Annotated in this window: 17 protein-coding genes; 12 read left to right on the forward strand and 5 right to left on the reverse strand. The window is 47.0% G+C overall.

Going from position 1 to position 18,543, the window contains the following annotated elements; genetic code table 11:
* Positions 1 to 136: 136 nt before the first annotated feature.
* Positions 137 to 2,140 carry a helix-hairpin-helix domain-containing protein gene (locus VLX91_14625; GenBank protein ID HUI31441.1) on the forward strand — a complete coding sequence of 668 codons (2,004 nt, stop codon included), beginning with the start codon at positions 137 to 139 and terminating at the stop codon, positions 2,138 to 2,140.
* A 63-nt stretch (positions 2,141 to 2,203) separates the two neighbouring features.
* Positions 2,204 to 2,833: an HAD family phosphatase gene (locus VLX91_14630; protein ID HUI31442.1), complete on the forward strand. Its 630-nt coding sequence runs from the start codon at positions 2,204 to 2,206 to the stop codon at positions 2,831 to 2,833.
* A 37-nt stretch (positions 2,834 to 2,870) separates the two neighbouring features.
* On the opposite strand, the gene VLX91_14635 is transcribed toward VLX91_14630, so the two are convergent.
* The 4 genes from VLX91_14635 to VLX91_14650 form a co-directional block, all read right to left on the reverse strand.
* Positions 2,871 to 3,416, reverse strand: coding sequence for an N-acetylmuramoyl-L-alanine amidase (locus VLX91_14635; protein HUI31443.1), 546 nt, complete (start codon positions 3,414 to 3,416; stop codon positions 2,871 to 2,873).
* An 87-nt stretch (positions 3,417 to 3,503) separates the two neighbouring features.
* Positions 3,504 to 6,233 carry a vitamin B12-dependent ribonucleotide reductase gene (locus VLX91_14640; protein HUI31444.1) on the reverse strand — a complete coding sequence of 910 codons (2,730 nt, stop codon included), beginning with the start codon at positions 6,231 to 6,233 and terminating at the stop codon, positions 3,504 to 3,506.
* Positions 6,234 to 6,531: 298 nt separating this feature from the next.
* Entirely contained in the window at positions 6,532 to 7,911 is a 1,380-nt protein-coding gene (locus tag VLX91_14645; protein ID HUI31445.1) for a response regulator, read from the reverse strand.
* Between the two features lie 38 nt (positions 7,912 to 7,949).
* A complete protein-coding gene (locus VLX91_14650; protein ID HUI31446.1) occupies positions 7,950 to 8,567 on the reverse strand; it encodes a response regulator in 618 nt (205 codons plus the stop codon).
* 211 nt (positions 8,568 to 8,778) lie between these two features.
* Here VLX91_14650 and VLX91_14655 point away from each other — a divergent pair, with 211 nt between their 5' ends.
* Positions 8,779 to 9,228: an Rrf2 family transcriptional regulator gene (locus VLX91_14655; GenBank protein ID HUI31447.1), complete on the forward strand. Its 450-nt coding sequence runs from the start codon at positions 8,779 to 8,781 to the stop codon at positions 9,226 to 9,228.
* A gap of 27 nt (positions 9,229 to 9,255) precedes the next feature.
* Here VLX91_14655 and VLX91_14660 read toward each other — a convergent pair whose 3' ends face one another.
* On the reverse strand, positions 9,256 to 9,447 hold the full coding sequence (locus VLX91_14660; GenBank protein ID HUI31448.1) for a hypothetical protein: 192 nt from the start codon (positions 9,445 to 9,447) through the stop codon (positions 9,256 to 9,258).
* A gap of 119 nt (positions 9,448 to 9,566) precedes the next feature.
* Here VLX91_14660 and VLX91_14665 point away from each other — a divergent pair, with 119 nt between their 5' ends.
* The 9 genes from VLX91_14665 to VLX91_14705 all read left to right on the forward strand — a co-directional run bounded on the left by VLX91_14665 (position 9,567) and on the right by VLX91_14705 (position 18,486).
* On the forward strand, positions 9,567 to 10,034 hold the full coding sequence (locus tag VLX91_14665) for a hemerythrin domain-containing protein (protein HUI31449.1): 468 nt from the start codon (positions 9,567 to 9,569) through the stop codon (positions 10,032 to 10,034).
* Positions 10,034 to 10,810: a YwiC-like family protein gene (locus tag VLX91_14670; protein HUI31450.1), complete on the forward strand. Its 777-nt coding sequence runs from the start codon at positions 10,034 to 10,036 to the stop codon at positions 10,808 to 10,810. The genes VLX91_14665 and VLX91_14670 overlap by 1 nt, the downstream gene beginning before the upstream one ends.
* 197 nt (positions 10,811 to 11,007) lie before the next feature.
* Positions 11,008 to 11,922 (forward strand): PfkB family carbohydrate kinase, encoded by a 915-nt coding sequence (locus VLX91_14675; protein HUI31451.1) that lies wholly within the window; start codon positions 11,008 to 11,010, stop codon positions 11,920 to 11,922.
* Positions 11,915 to 12,970 carry an S-methyl-5-thioribose-1-phosphate isomerase gene (mtnA, locus tag VLX91_14680; protein HUI31452.1) on the forward strand — a complete coding sequence of 352 codons (1,056 nt, stop codon included), beginning with the start codon at positions 11,915 to 11,917 and terminating at the stop codon, positions 12,968 to 12,970. The genes VLX91_14675 and mtnA overlap by 8 nt, the downstream gene beginning before the upstream one ends.
* A gap of 296 nt (positions 12,971 to 13,266) precedes the next feature.
* Positions 13,267 to 13,491, forward strand: a complete 225-nt coding sequence (locus VLX91_14685) for a hypothetical protein (protein ID HUI31453.1) — start codon at positions 13,267 to 13,269, stop codon at positions 13,489 to 13,491.
* 227 nt (positions 13,492 to 13,718) lie between these two features.
* Positions 13,719 to 14,507 carry a DNA repair protein RecO gene (recO, locus tag VLX91_14690; GenBank protein HUI31454.1) on the forward strand — a complete coding sequence of 263 codons (789 nt, stop codon included), beginning with the start codon at positions 13,719 to 13,721 and terminating at the stop codon, positions 14,505 to 14,507.
* A gap of 16 nt (positions 14,508 to 14,523) precedes the next feature.
* Complete coding sequence (locus tag VLX91_14695) at positions 14,524 to 16,047, forward strand: Do family serine endopeptidase (GenBank protein HUI31455.1); 1,524 nt, start codon at positions 14,524 to 14,526, stop codon at positions 16,045 to 16,047.
* A gap of 96 nt (positions 16,048 to 16,143) precedes the next feature.
* Positions 16,144 to 17,328, forward strand: a complete 1,185-nt coding sequence (gene aroC / locus VLX91_14700; protein HUI31456.1) for a chorismate synthase — start codon at positions 16,144 to 16,146, stop codon at positions 17,326 to 17,328.
* A 9-nt stretch (positions 17,329 to 17,337) separates the two neighbouring features.
* Positions 17,338 to 18,486 carry a heparan-alpha-glucosaminide N-acetyltransferase domain-containing protein gene (locus tag VLX91_14705; GenBank protein HUI31457.1) on the forward strand — a complete coding sequence of 383 codons (1,149 nt, stop codon included), beginning with the start codon at positions 17,338 to 17,340 and terminating at the stop codon, positions 18,484 to 18,486.
* The last annotated feature ends 57 nt before the right edge of the window (positions 18,487 to 18,543 follow it).

An 18,543-nucleotide genomic window follows, 5' to 3' on the forward strand; every position in this document is an offset into this window, starting at 1 on the left:
AAATTCTTTATTGGACATTTGTAATTCAATGTTTGCCGCCCATTATTCTGTACAAGAAAATATCTGTGGTTGCCGCCTGGCATCACGCACACCTTATCCAGAATAATTGAGCGCGATAAATAATTTTTAGGGGGCAGTGAGAAACACTAGGAAAATTCGATATTTAAAATTTCTCAGGACTCTAATTCTCGCCATCGTGCTCATATTGAACCATAACTCGGTTCATGCACAAACCTTTTCCTCAGATACGACGTCCGGAGAAAATGAAACCGCAAAGGAAAATATCTTAGAATCTCTTGCGAGTTACTCGGACGACATTTCTGGAGTATTCGAAAAAATAAACTTAAACTCGGCCTCACCGGAAGAACTCCTTTCGATTCCGGGGATGACTACTATCTTTGCTTCGTCGATCATCACATACCGCAACAAGGTGAAACTCATCCGGGACATCGACGAGCTTTCAACTCTTGGTGGAGCAACCCCGGAACTAATACTGTCACTGAAAACCCGCACAGAAACTTCGCCGGCTGGATTTCAACTGTCCGGCTTACAGTCGAGACATAATGACAATCTTTCACTAAATCTCCTTTCATACGCAAGCTATTCGCCTCAAAAAGTTTCGCTTTACCGAACCTCGTACCATGATGAAGGGATAAGAAATTTTCAGAAATTTTCTCTCGATTATCATAACGCTGAATTAGATGCGATTTCCGACAAAGATCCCGGTCAAAACAACTATTTAAATTTTTACTCGCTCTCACTGTCGATAAGGGACATCTCGATTTTCTCCACGATAAATCTTGGAGACTACAACATCAGTCTTGGCAACGGTATGCTGTTCTCCGCTCCCGGCAATATATCGAAGTCTGCCGGACCGATTTCGCCGCTCTTCAGCAGACGAGCGTATTCGCTAAGACCCGATCGGTCGCTTTCCAAGAGCGGTTTTCTCAGAGGGGCAGCATTCGCAATTCCAATTAATGACTTTGAGTTCACGGGATTCGCATCAGAAAACAACCTCAATGTCCACATAGACCCCTTCGGAGAAGTGACATCGGTCGATTACTCGGGCTCCGATTTATCGACCGGCTACGCGAGTCTCGTGGAAAAAATTGGCGGCGGAATTCTGCGGTTTGATTCCCCCGGCGTCGACTGCGGAGCATCGGCGGTTTATTTCTCTTACGACAGACCTTTTGCGAATTATTATCTGCAGCACAGATTTCTCGAAGATATCTTCATGCGTACACAATCGGAAGGAGGAGCTTTCTCGGGTGAAATGCTGATCGATAAAGTGGTTTCGGTTTCAGCGAACGCGGACCTTGATTACAAGGTGGCACAGTTCGCAGTCGGGGTGCGTAACCTCAGATCGCAGAAAATTCCTAATTATTCCGGTGTGCTCTCTGAAAGTTTCCCGACCCTGCCGGAACAAGGAATCTATTTCGGCGCGACGTTTCATCCGGAGAAAATTGCAGAATTGGGCTTTTATTATGATCGTTTCATTATCGCTTCAATATCGGGCGGCCCGGATCGAAATGGCGAAGAGATTTTCATCGACTCCCGTGTTAGTATGAACCATGTGGAGGATCCGGTATACGGGGAGAAGTTGTTTGACGGCACGGCCACCGATATTTACCTCCGATACAGGTATAAGACAAAAGAAGATTTTTACGTCCCGGAATCAGAGTTTCCGACGGCGCAGTCGACGCTTGCCGGCTACAAGCAGAATTTCAGAGTCGATCTCAGACACAATTTCTCTTCAGCATTTTCGATCCGGGCTAGATTCGAGAAAAATTTTCTTTCTTCCGGTGAAACCGGCGAACTGTTCCTGTTGGACGCTGCATCAACAATCAAAAGTTTTTCAATCAATTCAAGAATTTGCTTTTACAGCACCGGCTCGTATAACTCGGCTTTCTATGAAGTGGAAGAAGACCTCCCGGGAATCGGAAAGTACTCGCTACTCTATGGAGATGGCGCACGTATCATGGCGCTGCTGAATTTGAAAATCATGCATTCCCTTTCAGTGGGGACAGAAGTCTCCAGAGATATTTACAGCCGGGTCAGACAAGTCACGGTCGGCTCAGCATTAGAGTCTTTTCCGGGAATTACTTATTTTAGCTTAGAGTTAAATTATTGCATGGATTGAGGTCCGTGCGGGGAATTCCCCATTATTTACATCGTTACCAGGAAGAATTCGTGAAGTAAAAACATGCAAAAATATTCCGTAATAGTTTTCGACTTAGGGAATGTTCTTTTACCCTTCGACTACGATAAAGTCATCAGAGGTTTTGACCAAATTGAAAACGGTCTGGGATCGAAATTTGCAGATTACTATAAAAACAATTACGACGTCCACAGAAAATTCGAGCGTGGAGAATACACGGTCGAGCAGTTTACCGAAATCATGCTCGACGTTCTCGAACATAAGGTGAGCAAAGAAACATTCTACGAGATTTATTCGAAGATATTTGAAGTTAATGAGAGGCTTGCCGCGGTTTTGCCGATACTGAAAAAGAATTACCGCCTGATACTTTTGTCAAATACAAATGCTATTCATAAGGAACATGGATGGGAAAACTATGGGTTCATCAGGTATTTTGACAAGATGGTCTTGTCCCACGAGGTGGGTGCTGTGAAGCCGGAAGAAAAAATTTACAGGGTCGTTGAAGCGTTTACGCAAAAGGCGCCTCGGGAACACTTTTATGTCGATGATATTTCAGAATATGTTTCGGCCGCAAAAAAATTGGGATGGACCGCCATTCAGTTTGTGGGTAATGAGAATCTCTTTGATGAATTTACACAAAAGGGGATCAAGTGGAATGATGGAATAGCAGGTTAATAAACCGATGGAGTGATGAATTGGAACTCCTGTAGGGTCATTTCAGCAACTCACCAAATTTTTTCCAGTCGAAATTCCACGGGTCCGTCTTCCTACCTGGAGCTATAGTGCTGTGGCCTAGCACATATCTTATCCGATATTCTTTCTCCAAACACCTGACAAGATTCGCAAGGGAATTGTATTGCTCCTCCGCGGGCGAACTGTTTTTGGAGTTAATTATTTCTATTCCGATAGAAACTTTGTTCACGTCAGAGGTTCCATCGGGCAGTCGACTCTTGCCCGCGTGATAAGCAATTTCTTGATCAGAAACCAACCTGTAAATCACCCCACTTCGGTCAATGATATAGTGGGGAGATACGTTTATCCGTCTGTACTCATCTAAGATTCCATTCATGTCAAATGAATCAGAGGTAAGCGCGTTGTATGACGAATGAATTATTATTGCCACGATTTTTCTCGGATGGCTCGCTTTCCCGTGACCCCAGGTGATAAAACTGTTCTTAATATCGATTTGGCTGCATGGTGACGTCGGTTTGTCCTGGGAGAACGTGATCAGCAGACTTAAGACGATAGCTAAAAACATCGACTTATCAAGATTGGAAATCGCAGTGAAATAAAAAAGCCGCCTCGAATTGGATAGGCGGCTTCGTTGTGATTTCCGGAACTTATCTCAGGAGCATCCACTCGTCGATCCGCAGTTCAGGCATTTATAGCATGCTCCATTTCTAATCATGATCGATCCACATTCATGGCACGGCGGCGCATCCGACTGCTCTTTAAACACCTTCTTCTCGGTTTGCTCGAGAGAGATGTTAAACTGAGTTTTCTGATCGGTTTTCGATTCGCCCGAAATTGAGTCCATGATTACCGACGCCGGCTGGTCTTCGCGTGGAAGGAATTTCAAACCCATCCACCTGAATATATAATCGAGAACCGACTTTGCGATCGGCACTTCTTTGCTGTTGGTGAAACCGGAAGGCTCGAATCTCATGTGGCTGAACTTATCGACCAGGACTTTCAGCGGCACGCCGTATTGAAGAGCGAGAGAAATTGCGGTGGCAAACCCGTCCATCAATCCGCTGATGGTCGAGCCTTCCTTGGACATCGTGATAAAAATTTCACCGGGTGCACCATCTTCGTAAAGTCCGACAGTGATATAACCCTCATGTCCACTGATGCTGAACTTGTGCGTGATCGCTTTTCGCTCGTCGGGAAGCCTGTGTCTGGAAACCCTTGGCGCTTCCTTTTCCGCATGGGTGGCGTTTCCCTCGTCTTTCTTTGTGCTCAGCGGCTGGGTTCTCTTCGAGCCGTCTCTATAGACCGCGATCGCTTTCAATCCCAATTTCCAGGCTTCGATGTACGCCTGCTCTATATCTTCAACGGTCGCGTCGGCCGGGAGGTTGACCGTCTTTGAAATTGCTCCCGATATGAACGGCTGGACTGCCGACATCATCTTTATATGGCCCATGTAATGAATTGAGCGAGTTCCGTTGATTGCCTTGAATGCACAGTCGAAGACAGGCAGATGATTATCCTTCAAATGCGGAGCACCTTCAATGGTCTCGTTCGCATCTATGTATTTGATAATTTCATCGATTTGTCTTTCGGAATAACCGAGAGTCTTTAATGCGAGTGGAACGGTGTTGTTGACGATCTTAAGATAGCCGCCGCCAACGAGTTTCTTGTATTTTACAAGCGCGATATCAGGCTCGACACCGGTCGTATCGCAATCCATCATGAACCCGATCGTACCAGTGGGAGCAAGTACAGAAATTTGTGAGTTTCTATAGCCGTATTCTTTTCCGATTGTCAGCGCATCATCCCACACTTTTCTCGCAGACTCAACAAGATACTTGGGCATCAGCTCCGAATTAACCTTGTCGACGTGAGCACGGTGCTTCCTTATCACTCCAAGCATCGGCTCACGGTTGACTTCATAACCGTCGAATGAACCAATCGTCTTCGCGATCAGAGCGCTCTGTCTGTACCCTTCGCCTGTCATCAGAGCGGTGATTGCTCCGGCGTAGGTTCTCCCCTCTTCACTGTCATAAGGGAGTCCGAGCGACATGAGAAGTGCGCCCAGGTTCGCGTATCCAATTCCAAGCGGACGGAAGGCAACGCTGTTCTTCTCAATTGCCTTCGTCGGATAGCTTGCGTTGCCGACTATGATCTCCTGAGCGGTTATTACGATCTCAACGGCATGCATGAACGAATCGACATCGAATGAACCATCTGCATTTCTGAATTTCATCAGGTTGAGCGAGGCAAGATTGCACGCGCTGTCGTCAAGGAACATATACTCGCTGCATGGGTTCGATGCGTTGATCGGCGATGTGTTCGGAGACGTATGCCAGTTATTCACGGTAGTATGGAATTGCATTCCCGGGTCACCGCTGATCCATGCTGCATCCGCGATTTCATGCATCATGTGGCGAGCCTTGTACGTACCGGCAGGCTTGCCATCTCGAACATTCTTAGTCACCCACTCTTTATCTTCCAGCACTGCGCGCATAAAATCATCGCTTGCGCGGACGCTGTGATTCGCATTTTGAAATTGGACTGAGTCATAAGCCCCGCCTTGCACATTAAAACCCGGGTCGTAGCCTGCCTCGATTAATGTCCAAGCTTTTTTCTCTTCATCAGATTTGCTCCTGATGAATTCAAGTATATCGGGATGATCCGCATTTAAGATAACCATCTTGGCGGCGCGGCGTGTTTTTCCGCCCGACTTAATTACTCCTGCAAACGAATCGAATCCTCGCAGAAATGAAACAGGGCCGGATGCTGTACCACCACCCGAAAGCTTTTCTTTAGATGATCGAAGAGTTGAAAAGTTCGTTCCTGTACCGCTCCCCCATTTGAACAACATGCCTTCGGTTTTTGCGAGATCGAGAATCGACTCCATGGTATCTTTCACTGAGTTGATGAAGCATGCTGAGCATTGCGGCTTTTCTTCAATACCCACGTTAAACCAAACGGGGCTGTTGAAGGAAACATATTGGTTGACAAGAAGGTATGTGAGTTCATCGTAAAATATCGAGGCATCTTCCTTAGATGCAAAGTATCCACCTTTGATTCCCCACTTCGTGAACGTTTTCGCAACACGATCTACAAGCTGCTTTACGCTGGTTTCCCTTTCAGGGGTCCCGAGTTGTCCGTGAAAATATTTTGAAACCACTACATTTGCCGCGGTCATGCTCCAGAAATCCGGAACCTCAACGTTCTCCTGCTGAAATATGGTTTCGCCCTTTTCGTTCGAGATCGATGCCGTTCGATTCTCCCAGCGAATTTCATCGAATGGATGCAGCCCCTCCTTCGTGAAACGACGCTGAACGGTCAGCCCCCCCCATTTGGATTGAGCCTTTGTATCTTCAGAAACGAAAACATCCGTATATCCCATATATATCACTCCTCCTCTTGCATTGAAATTTTAGCCATCAGCCAGATTCCGTTCAAGTCTCCGACGCTTCCAAACAACTGGCACTCATGTCAATAAGAACATTGTCAAGTAATTCCCTTCATCAATGAGAATCGGCGTTTAAGTTATCTTTGCAACTCAGCAAAGTCAAGCATTTAAGCTCAAGAATTGACTTTAGCTCAAATTTTGTTTGGTGTTTTAAGGGTTTTTCTTCCTCAAAATCAAAGGGGGGCTAGAATTTAGTTTAAGTGGGGGTATCCTCTTGAATTGCAACTTTTTGTCAAAACGCAGAGCTTTTCAAGATGTTTTCTACGGCGGCAACCAGCTCTCCAGTGCTGTATGGTTTCTGCAACAAACCTTCAGCATATGTTCCCAGAATTGTTTTGAGATCGGAAAGCTCACTGAACCCCGTGCATATCAAAACTTTCGGTGCGTTTTTCATCTTCTTTATTTCTACGCATGCTTCTTTGCCTGTCATCACTGGCATAATCATATCCAAGATTGCGAGTTGAATATCCGGGTTCTCTCTCAATTTCTCCAGCGCGTCTTGGCCATCGTTTGCCGTGATGACTTTGAATCCATGTTCTGTAAGGATATCGAATCCAAGCTGACGGACATTTTCCTCGTCGTCGACGATCAATATTTTGAGTTCTTTCAACTCGAGAGTCTCAGGAATTTTTTCCTTTGACGTGCGGACAATTTCCTCTGTGCAAACGGGGAGATATATCTTGAACTTCGTTCCAACGCCAGGCGCAGAATCAACCGCAATGGTGCCGCCGTGCTGTTTCACTATAACGTAAACCTGGCTTAAACTTAACCCCGTGTATTTTTTCTCGGGTTTGGTGGTGAAAAATGGCTCAAAGATTTTTCGTCTGATTTCCGCGTCCATCCCCGTACCATGGTCTTCAATTTCTATGAAACAGTCACTCGAATTTTCCGGCAAGCCGATCGAACACTTAATTGTCCCTCCGGTTTCCATAGAGTCTGCGGCGTTGTCCATAATTGCAACGATAACTTGCTTGAACTGCAAAGTACTTATCTTTACCGGAATCTGCCGTGATGCCATGGACACCCTAACATCGTATTTGCCCTTTCGGAGGACTTCGAAATCCCTAGTGACATTTTCTACAAATTGTCCCAGGTCGACCACCTCAACAGATTTGGTATCCAGGTGTGAAAAGCCGAGGACGTGTTTGACCAGTTCCGCCATTTGCTTGGATGAATTTTCAATTATTTCCGCATAATGAAATTCTTTCGAGTCTGGTTGAAGCTTCTTCTTCAGGAGTGAAGCATAGCCCATTATGTTCCCTACGATGTTGTTCAGGTCATGCGAAAGAGAAGACGCCAACTTAGCCAAAGTTTCTATCCCCTTCTCGTGAACCAAGGATGAATTATCAGAACCTGTTTTAACGCTGCCCGAGACCGATTTCTTATTTTCAGTTGATCTATCCAAAGAATTCTCAATACTCGAAGCGTGCTTTGATATCGGGCCACGAAGTCTGGACGACAACCTGGTTATCTTTGACCGCAGCAGATAATTGAGGACGGTTAGAAGAATGATGATCGCAACCAGAACGCCAATTACGTAGTACAGGTAGTAATGAACATTGAAATCCAAAAGCGACTTAACGTCACGGAACATGATGGTCCCAAAAGCCATGAGAGATCCCCCAGACGGGACATGCACCTTGAATGGCATCATGATATTCCCTTACCACCGAGCTCTTCACCGGACAGAAGATCGAGGACAGAATGAACTAGTTCTGCGGACGAAATTGGCTTAGCCAGCCACCGGTCTGCCCTCGACCTCTTGAGCCGTTCGATTGACTGCATGGTAAGATTACCGGAGAGGATAAGGACTTTCAAATCGTAACTTGATTTCCGGTCTGCAATCAGATCGAGAACCTTGAACCCGTCGATTCCCGGCATCATCAGATCCAGAACAACAAGGTCGGGCTTGAGTTCTCCTAACATTATGAGCCCGTCGTAACCATCCTGTGTTATCGCTATCTCACAGTTGGGTAGCTTATCGTGAAGCACTTCTCTAACCATTTCTGCATAAGCTTCATCGTCGTCCACGATAAGTACTCTCTTCGGTCGCTCCCCTCTGAAATCAAAAGTGATGTCCATATTGTGTGCTTTCAGAAATTTTTTAAGATCAGAGGGCCATATTCTGAAATGCCCGCCCGGGGTTGCATACGCCTTCAACTTACCCGCCCTGATCCAGTTATTTATGGTGCGTGTAGTTACCCGGCAAACCTGTGCAGCTTGCCCCACACCAAAGGGTCTAGCTACGGCTATTTTTTCAAGGAGCATTTCCTGTTTTTCCGATTTTTCTTGTTATTCTAATTTTAGCAAATTCGCTCAAGAATTCCAATTGATTGATATCACTTCTCGTCTTCGGAACAACGTCATCTTTCAAATGGTGAAATCCTCCGTTGCCTGATTTTGGAAAACAGCACCCTTCAACACCCGACTTGACTTATCATTTCATAAGCATTAAATTTCGGATAGAAATGTCTGATATATGTCGTTAATATTTAGCAGGCAATGCGAATATGCCCTTCAAGCTGTGCTTTACATGTCGGCACAGCCGAACGTAAAATATACAAACATAAACGAGATCAGTGAAAAGCTGGGAATTCCGATGCCATTTCTGGGCAAGACGCTTCAGCTTCTCGTGAAAGGAAAAGTGCTCTCCTCACTGAAGGGACCGAACGGTGGATTCAAACTTGCAAAGCATCCCGACGAAATTGCGCTCTTCCATGTTGTCGAAGCCATAGATGGGACCGATTTTCTGACCTCTTGTGTGCTTGGTTTTCCGGAATGTTCAAGCAAAAATCCCTGTCCGATGCACCCGGAATGGGGACCTCTTCGAGATCGCGTCTACCAAATGCTCGCGAATAAAACGATCGCAGATTTCTCCAGGGAAATCACCGAAAGCAAGCAGCTTCGATCCAAACTAAAGGTCGGCTAATTTTTTATGAGTGTATATAGGATAAAATCATCCGAAATATCGTGTGCCCATCGTAAACCTGCGGAAGATGGACCGGTCAATGTGGTGAAGCCGCAAGACGGAACAAGAATTAGGAAGCTCGCCGACAAGGGGCTCCTGCGAAGTCTGCCCGATCAAATGCACTCTCAAGGCGGCGCTTGCCCCGAACTCCAGCGGGTTGTCCCAGAAACAATACGCCACTTCACTGCTCGCAGCTTATTTCAGGACCATCGGCATTGCCATATTGTTCGGACTCTGGCAGAACAATATTTCAAACAGCGAGTATATCCGCCTTTCCAAGAACATTGATGTGACAAATCATGGATTCTGATCTTCGTCCCTCACATCCAATTGCAATCCTAAAATGGGAGCATAAGAAACTCGAAGAAAGATTTGACAAGCTACCCAGTATCGTGGCACGTTCCCTTAACGGAAACACGAGAGAGTTTTGTGACAAGTTAAATCTGGCTCTCAAGTTGCTCGAAGCTCATCAGGAAGCTGAGGAACGTTTTCTCTTTCCGCTAATTCCAAGAATGGAGGACTTCATATTATCGAATTTAAAGAAGGAACATCTCTCCATGCTTGACAGAGCGGATATCATTGTATCGTCAAACTCAATCGACGATTGGGCAAACTTGCACCGCGTGATCTTGAGCCTGAGTACCGATCTCAAAAGTCACTTCTTCAGCGAAGAGGCAACCGTATTCGCGGAAGCCGAAAAGAATTTAACCGTGGCGCAAACAGATATATTGAAAATTAAGTTTGCCACAAGAGGATTTATCCTGTGATGAAACTGAACGATCTCTTACCGCGCGAACATGGCACATGGGCAATGTGGATCGTACCGATGCTCTCGGCGGCACTTGTCACGCACCTTTCGGCGAGCTTCGTGCTTCTGTTCACCTGTTTCGCTCTTTTCTACATAGCTCACCGTCCGATCGCGGCCTTAACAAAAGATATGCGCCGTCCCGAGTTGAAGAAGTTTCTATTAATAATCGTCCCGCTGGCGATTTTTCTGGCCATTCTTCTCGTGGAGGTGTACAGACTACCGTGGTTGATCCTGTTTTGGGGAATTGAATTATCTTTGTTTGCCTTCAGCGTGAGGACGTTCCTCCATAAAGCGCAACGGAGTTTTATCAATGAACTGACGGTATTAGCGGCGCTAACTCTGTCCGCTCCTGCTGCCTACTACACAGTCACAGGCCGCGTCGACGTTATGGCAGTCTGGCTTTTTATCTTGAATTTCCTGTTTTTCGGGAGCAGCGTTTTCTACGTAAAGGCGAGAATTGAATTCCTGCGCTCAAACGGAAAATGGCTGAATGGCGCGCGAAAATCATTAACTATGGTAATTGCTTATCATATTATCTTGATTGCAGTGATAGTTTTGCTCGGCATCTTCAGTTCGATTGACATTCTGATTTTGCTGGGCTTCACCCCCATGATGGTACAGGTTGCAAGCGGCATTCTCTCAAAGGACACAAGAGTAAATTTTAGACTCGTCGGAGTTTTGCTGATTGCACAGTCATTCGCATTCCTTGTTGGAATAAAACTTTTCCTGAAATAACTACCCCATATTGTTTTGAATTAACCGTGATAGGCGTCGCAAAGGATATAGAAATATGAGCATCTCGAGTCTTCAAGCGGTTTGAATTTTTTCCGAGGATTTTTCGCCGGGCGATTACCACAAGCCAAGACAAATCTTTGAACTTCTACGTCTCCTTATTAAATTGAGTTTCGCGATTCATTCACAACGGAGAAACTATGAGTCTACTTGTCGTTGGGTCGATTGCGCTCGACACCATCGAAACACCTTTCGGACGCGCCGACCGCGTGGCCGGGGGAAGTGCCGTCTATATTTCGGCGGCGGCGTCCTATTTCACCGCTCCGATCAGACTTGTTGGGGTTGTCGGCTCGGACTTCCCGGATTCGGAACTCAAGTTTCTTGAATCCCGCGGAATAGATCTTGCCGGCATTCAGGTTGTTGAAGGAGGAAAAACATTTTTTTGGAGCGGCCGGTATCATTACGATCTGAACGAGCGCGACACTATAGATACCCAGCTGAACGTTTTTGAAAAATTCAATCCGGTTCTCCCAGAATCGTATCGGAAAAGCAAGTACCTCATCCTGGGCAACATTGATCCTGTTCTGCAGCTTCGAGTAATCGATTCAATGGAACAAAGGCCAGAGCTTATCGTCTGCGATACGATGAATTTCTGGATAAAGGGAAAAAACAAAGAGTTGATGGAAACATTAAAGAGAGTCGATGTCTTGATTGTGAACGACTCCGAGGCGAGACTGCTCGTCTCGGAACCAAACCTCGTCAAAGCAGCAAAGAAAATAACGAAACTCGGGCCGCCGATCGTAATTATCAAGAAAGGTGAGCATGGAGCGCTGTTGTTTACAAGCGAATCGGTTTTCGCTGCTCCGGCTTTCCCGCTCGAATTCATTTACGATCCTACGGGGGCGGGAGATACATTTGCGGGAGGATTTATCGGACACCTCGCTCGCACGGAAGACTTATCCGATCACAACCTAAGGAAAGCAACTGTTTACGGAAGTGTAATGGCGTCGTTCGGTGTAGGAAAGTTCGGCACGGAAGCATTGAAGAATTTATCGGATATGGATATTCACAGGCGCTACCGGGATTTCATAGAACTGTCGAGATTCGATGAGTGATCCACAACCAGATACTTCAAGAATGAGACAACTCCCCGACCCCATAAGATGGGACAAAGGAAATGTCGTGATCATCGACCAGACACTCCTCCCGCACAAAGAAAAATTCATCTCGTCAAAAAATTACAGAGAGGTCTGTGAGTGGATAAAGTCGCTCCGCATTCGCGGAGCACCTGCTATAGGAATAGCGGCCGCGTATGCAGCCACGCTTGCCGCATTTGAATTGAAGTCGAAAGATAAAATTGATTCCCGGCTGGACCAGGCCTTGAGCGAAATTCAAAAGACACGGCCGACGGCTGTCAATTTGAAAAATATTCTCGTTCGACTGAAGAAAATAAGTTTATCGGGAAATATCGCTGAGATCTTTCTAAACGAGTCAAACAAAATTCTGAACGAAGAAATCGAAGCGTGCAAAAAGATCGGTCAATTCGGGCTCGAGCTTGTTCCCGAAAAAGCCACGATTCTCACACATTGTCATACCGGCGGACTTGCCACCGGTGGTTATGGTACGGCGCTCGGAATCATCCGGGCCGCGCATGAAGCGGGCAAGGATATTCTCGTTCTTGCCGACGAGACGAGGCCGCTTCTTCAAGGCGCTCGGCTGACCGCCTATGAGCTTCAGAAATTAGGAATAAAATTTAAATTGATCGTTGACGGAGCCTCCGGAATTGCTATGAAGAGATTTAGAGTTGATCTCGTCGCCGTCGGCGCGGACAGGATCGCAGCGAATGGCGACACCGCAAACAAGATAGGTACCTATAATCTTTCCGTGCTCTGCAAAGAAAACAAGGTTCCATTTTACATTGCCGCGCCCAGCTCAAGTTTCGACTTGACTGCAAAATCCGGTCATGACATTCCGATTGAGGAGCGAAGCGCCGACGAGGTTACTAGTTTTCAAAGCTGCCGCTCGGCACCGGAGGGCGTTTCCGTTTACGCGCCGGCGTTCGATGTTACTCCCAGGGAAAATATAAGTGCGTTCGTGACGGAAAAGGGAATCATCAGGAATCCGTTCGAGGAGAATATTGGAAAGGCAATGGTATCTCCTTAGCTCGGCTTTGGACGTAACGACAGCTGCCGGACCACATCTGGAAATCTTATGAGATTGTGCTGGCATCATTGGGTGAAAGTATGACGATTCGTTCTTCCAAGAGTTCATATATCATGCTGTTTTGGACTTGGACGTTGCTTCCGATTATTAGAATAGCAACCATGATATTCAGGAATATCGACAAAGGGATATTTGAATCGCGCATCATGATAGTCGCTGCTTGGATCGTCGTCTTACTTTCGCTGTTTTGAGTGAGTTTGCCAGTTGAACATGGCATCATTACCTAAAGAAGTCTTTTGGGGACGAAGACCGTCAGAGTTGACGGCGTCAAGACCGCGAGAACCGAATCAAGAGGCGATAACTACAGCGAACGACGTCATTCTTTCCGCCCCCTCATAAGACTCGTGCTCGAGTCGGAATGGAATGAGCAAAAGATATACGTCAATATGAAAGTCTTTGACCTAAAAGACCTCAGGGAGTTATACGAAATTCTGCAAAAAGCAGGGATAGAAGTAAAGTAATTGTCGCGCGTTCGGCTAAGCACTCTGATGCGTGGCCGAGCGTGTTGCTGGACTCGATTGTAAGGAACGGACGATTGGCCTATTATTCGTGGAGAGAAGGCATCATGGCAGACCCCCAGTCTCTCCATGGGAGCGCTTGATGAACTTCATATCGACAAATTCAAAAAAGATCCCTTAAGCCGGTGAATGACCCTTTGTCTCCCTTTTACTTTTTGTTAAATTAAGTCGTGTCAATCGAAAAAACTGAAGCCATCGTACTTAGAGCGGTAAACTACCGCGATACGAGCAAGATCGTGACGTTTTATACGAAGCGTTACGGAAAGATGAGCGCGATCGCAAAAGGCGTTCGCAACCCCAAGAGCAAGTTCGGCTCCCTGTTTCAACCGCTCAACTACCTCCAGATAGTCTTCTACCACCGCGAGAGCCGCCAGCTTCAGTACGTCTCGTCCAGCGACTTCGTTAAGTACTTCAAGTCGTTGACGGCGAGCGTCGAGAAACTTTCTGTCGCGATGTCGCTAATCGAGATCGTAAATCTTGTCATGCATGACGAAGAGGAGAACGAACAACTTTTCGGACTTTTGGTGGATTCGCTGGCCGAACTCGACACGCTGGAGATGCCAGATGTTGCGTCCCCGCAGCGTGCATTGAATGTTTTCATACATTTCGGCCTTCATCTTGCAATTGAGCTTGGCTTCGCGCCGAATTTCGAAAATTGCCTGATATGCCGTAAACCTATCCGCATTGAGAAACAAACGAAAATTAATTACGTTATAGAAAAAGGCGGGCCTCTGTGTGAGGAGTGTTCCTCGAAAGTCAACGGCACTTTCCTGATATCAAGCCCGGGATTTCTAATCTTGCGCAGTTTCGCCCGTCTAAACTCAGAAGCAGCTGCGAAGTCGAAAATTGAACCGGCAGTTCGACATGAACTTTCAAATTTTATTTTTGTTTACTTAAGAAAGCACTCGGACAGCCTGAAGGATATAAAGTCTCTTAAATTCCTGTCTGCACTAAAATGATTTGGAGGAACTAATTATGCGGCGGAGAACAATAATCGGAGCGGCATTGCTTGTCGCCGTCGGAATCGTGTTCGGCGCGTTTCTCGTGATGAGTTTCAACGGCGTGGGCACAAGCTTAAGCTTTCAATCCGAGAAGATAAAACTCGGCGGCGCTCCTCCCCTCGTTAACACCGATATGAATTTGATGTCGACACAGCGGGCATTTGTTGCTGTATCAAAGGCCGTGACTCCGACCGTCGTCAGCGTTACCGTCACCACGAAACCGAAAAGCAGCATACCGTTCTTTCATAACTTTCAATTCAATTTTCCCGAGCCTGAGCCCGAACAAGGAATGGGATCGGGAGTCATCGTAACTTCGGATGGGTACATCATAACAAACAATCACGTCGTCGACGACGCGGAGAAAAACGGAATCAAGATTACGCTTCATGACAACCGGGAATTTAGCGGAAGAGTCGTTGGAAAAGACCCAACCACGGACGTCGCGGTAATCAAAATAGATGCGAACAGTCTTCCGATTGCGGCGCTCGGAAATTCTGACAGCATTGAAGTTGGGGAGTGGGTTCTTGCTATCGGAAATCCGCTCGGTCTAACCTCGACAGTAACTGCGGGCATTGTGAGCGCACTCGGCAGAAATATCGACGTCGCCACATCGCGGGAAAAATACGGTATCAGCAACTTCATCCAGACGGATGCTGCGATCAACCCCGGCAACAGCGGCGGTGCCCTCGTAAATATCCACGGTGAAGTTATCGGAATCAACGCCGCCATCGCAACGAGAACCGGTTACAATCAGGGATACGGCTTTGCGATCCCGATAAACCTGGTGAAGAAGATGGCTGAGGACCTGATCGCGTACGGGAAGGTGAGAAGACCATGGCTTGGTATCGCAATGAAATCCGATCTCGATGAAACCGACGCACATGCTCTTGGAATGTCAAAACCGTCCGGAGTATTGGTCCAGGACGTTTACCCGGGGACGCCGGCGGAGAAAGCCGGTATCAAGGCAGGCGACGTCATCCTCTCCGTCGACGGGAAAGACGTTAATGCCGCAAACGAAGTTCAGATAATAATCGCAGAACATAAACCGGGCGACATGGTCTCGGTGAAGGTTTTCAGAGACGGTGGAGCAGGAGAGAAGAAGGTCACCTTAAGTGAGTTGCCCGAACAAAACCTGGCAAGCGCCGATCAGAACGTCGATCAGGATGAGGAAGAAGAAAACCCGAACGAAACCGGGCAGATAAACGTTGCCAAGCTTGGAATATCCGTGCAACCTCTCGACGAGGGCACAAAGAGGCAGGCGAATGCCGAATCTGGAATTCTGGTCGCAAGCGTTGCTCCGAACGGACCTGCAGCGGATAGGACACTACTGCAAGGCGACATCATCACGGAAGTGGATCACCAGAAAATCAAATCACCCGGGGAATTCACAAGCGTTTTGAAAAATAAAAAGAGCGGGGATGCGGTGATGCTGAGAGTGCTCACAAGACAGGGGAACAGCTTCGTCTCAAGGTTCGTAGCTGTGGAAATAGGCGAGTAATTCAGGTAAATATTTTCAACAGAAAAAAGCCCACGACTCAAGGCGTGGGCTTTTTAGTTTTCACTCCGCCGCAATTTTTCTTATATTTAATCCGACATGTTAAGACTTCTTACCGCAGGTGAATCACACGGCAGGGCGCTCGTCGGAATAATAGAGGGTGTTCCATCAAATGTGGAGCTCGCCGCCGAATACATCAACCGCCAGCTTTACCGTCGTCAGCAGGGTTACGGCCGCGGCGCCAGGATGAAAATAGAGACCGACAAGGTTGAAATCCTGACCGGAGTCCGGCAAGGCAAGACCGTCGGTTCCCCGATCTCTCTCGTTATCTGGAACCGCGACTTCGAAAACTGGGGAGAGAAAATGGCGGTCGAATCCATAGAGAAAGAAATAGAAAGAGTTGTTATCGCGCGGCCGGGTCATGCGGATTTTGTGGGAAAGTACAAGTATGCATTCGATGACATCCGGAACGTGATCGAGCGCGCTAGTGCCCGCGAGACTGCCATGCGAGTTGCGCTCAGTGCGGTCGCGAGAAAACTTCTAGACGACCTCGAAATCAAAATCGGCAGCCACGTGTTTTCCATAGGTACCGCAGGTTACAAAAGCAGAGAGGCTCTCGATCCCATCCTGCTGAAGATGCTCGCCAGGAAAAACGGTGCCGAGGAGATTTCCAACGAGGCGGATAAATCCGAAGTAAGATGCCTCGACGATAATATTTCTGATAAGATGGTACAGCAGATCAAGCGCGCGAAAAAGTCGGGTGACACTCTCGGCGGAATTGTCGAAGTATATATCACGGGATTGCCCATCGGACTTGGGAGCTACGTTGAATTCGACAGGAAGCTTGACGGGCGGCTCGCGCAGGCGGTGATGTCCATACATGCGATAAAAGGTGTTGAGATTGGCGAAGGATTCAGGAATGCGACAAAATTCGGCTCTGAGGTTCACGATGAGATCTTGCTCAAAGGGAAACGAATTGTCAGGCCCACAAACCGTGCAGGCGGACTGGAAGGAGGCGTAACGAACGGTCAGCCGTTATGGATCCGAGCTGCCATGAAACCGATCTCGACTCTCATGAAACCGCTCCGAAGCATAGATCTTTCAAAGATGAAAGCCGTCCAGGCAAGAAGGGAGCGTTCCGACTTTTGTGCCGTACCGGCAGCCGCAGTGGTCGCGGAAAACATAGTAGCACCAGTGTTGGCTGACGCAATTTTAGAAAAATTCGGGGGCGACAATATGGGTGAACTAAAAGAAAGATTCTCCAGAGAAGCGTTCTTCGGTTGAAAACATAAAGTGGCTAAAGAACGCATCGGGTATATCGATCAATTCAGGGGGCTCGCAACGATATTCATGGTGGAGACGCACGTTGTCAATGCGCTTCTTCGCGATTCACTCAGGGGGAGTTTCATTTTCGGGACACTCGATTTCATAAATGGTTTCGTCGCTCCGTCTTTTCTTTTCGTCGCGGGTTTTTCTTTTACACTCGCTTTGAATAGAAAAGGAGATGCCTACCGGAGTTTTTCTCCGGAATTGTGGAAACATCTGAAGCGGCTTGTTTTCATCTGGGCCACCGGTTATCTCATGCACATTCCGTACTTCTCGCTTCTCAAAACCGTGCATGGCTCAACACCGGAAGATATGACGGCATTCTTCGCAATTGATATCCTTCAGTGCATTGCCGCCACCTTGATACTGGTACACCTGATTAGAACTATCGTAAAATCCGACCGGACATTTAATATAATCTTATGGGGACTCTTCTGGCTATTTATACTTGTCGCTCCTGTCTTCGGAATCTTCGATCCATATCAGGCCACACATGAGTTTATAGGGCAATACTTCAATAGACTTCACGGTTCACTCTTCCCGCTCTTCCCGTGGTCAAGCTTCCTGATCGCAGGAATTATCTCCTCGCAGAAAATCACTTTCGAGAAAGTTGTGGATGCCAAAAGCGGGAAACGCAGGTTTGGACAAAGGCTGCCCCTTATCGGCGGGATTCTTATAACAGCAGGAATCCTGCTCGTGCTCGTCCACAAAACTTTTCTCCCGCAGATAAACCTATACGACTATGCACCCGGGTGGTTCCTTCTCAGGCTCGGAGTGTTACTTTGGATTCTGAGTGCAATTATCTGGTACGAAACTAAACGGAATCATGGCTGGTCGTCGGTAAAAATATTCGGACGAGAATCGTTTCTGGTCTACGTCGCCCACATCCTTTTCGTTTACGGATCGAGCATGAGAAACATATCGCTCGTGGAATCAGTCGGTGAAACTTTGAACTATCTGCAATGTTTCGGGGTATTTGCAGGATTGACAATGGCCATGTTCCTTCTCGCGTATGCATGGTCAACTTTGAAGAAGCGAAACTACGATCTCTCGCGGCTTGTACAGTACGCGTTCGTCGCAAGCTTCTTCTATTTGTTCATAAAGAATTCGTACTAAATCAATGTTGAATTCTGAATTCCAATCTAGAATTCATTATCGGCAATTCTCATCCGC

It is taken from the genome of Candidatus Acidiferrales bacterium, assembly GCA_035515795.1.
In the GTDB taxonomy this organism is placed as follows: domain Bacteria; phylum Bacteroidota; class Ignavibacteria; order Kryptoniales; family JAKASW01; genus JAKASW01.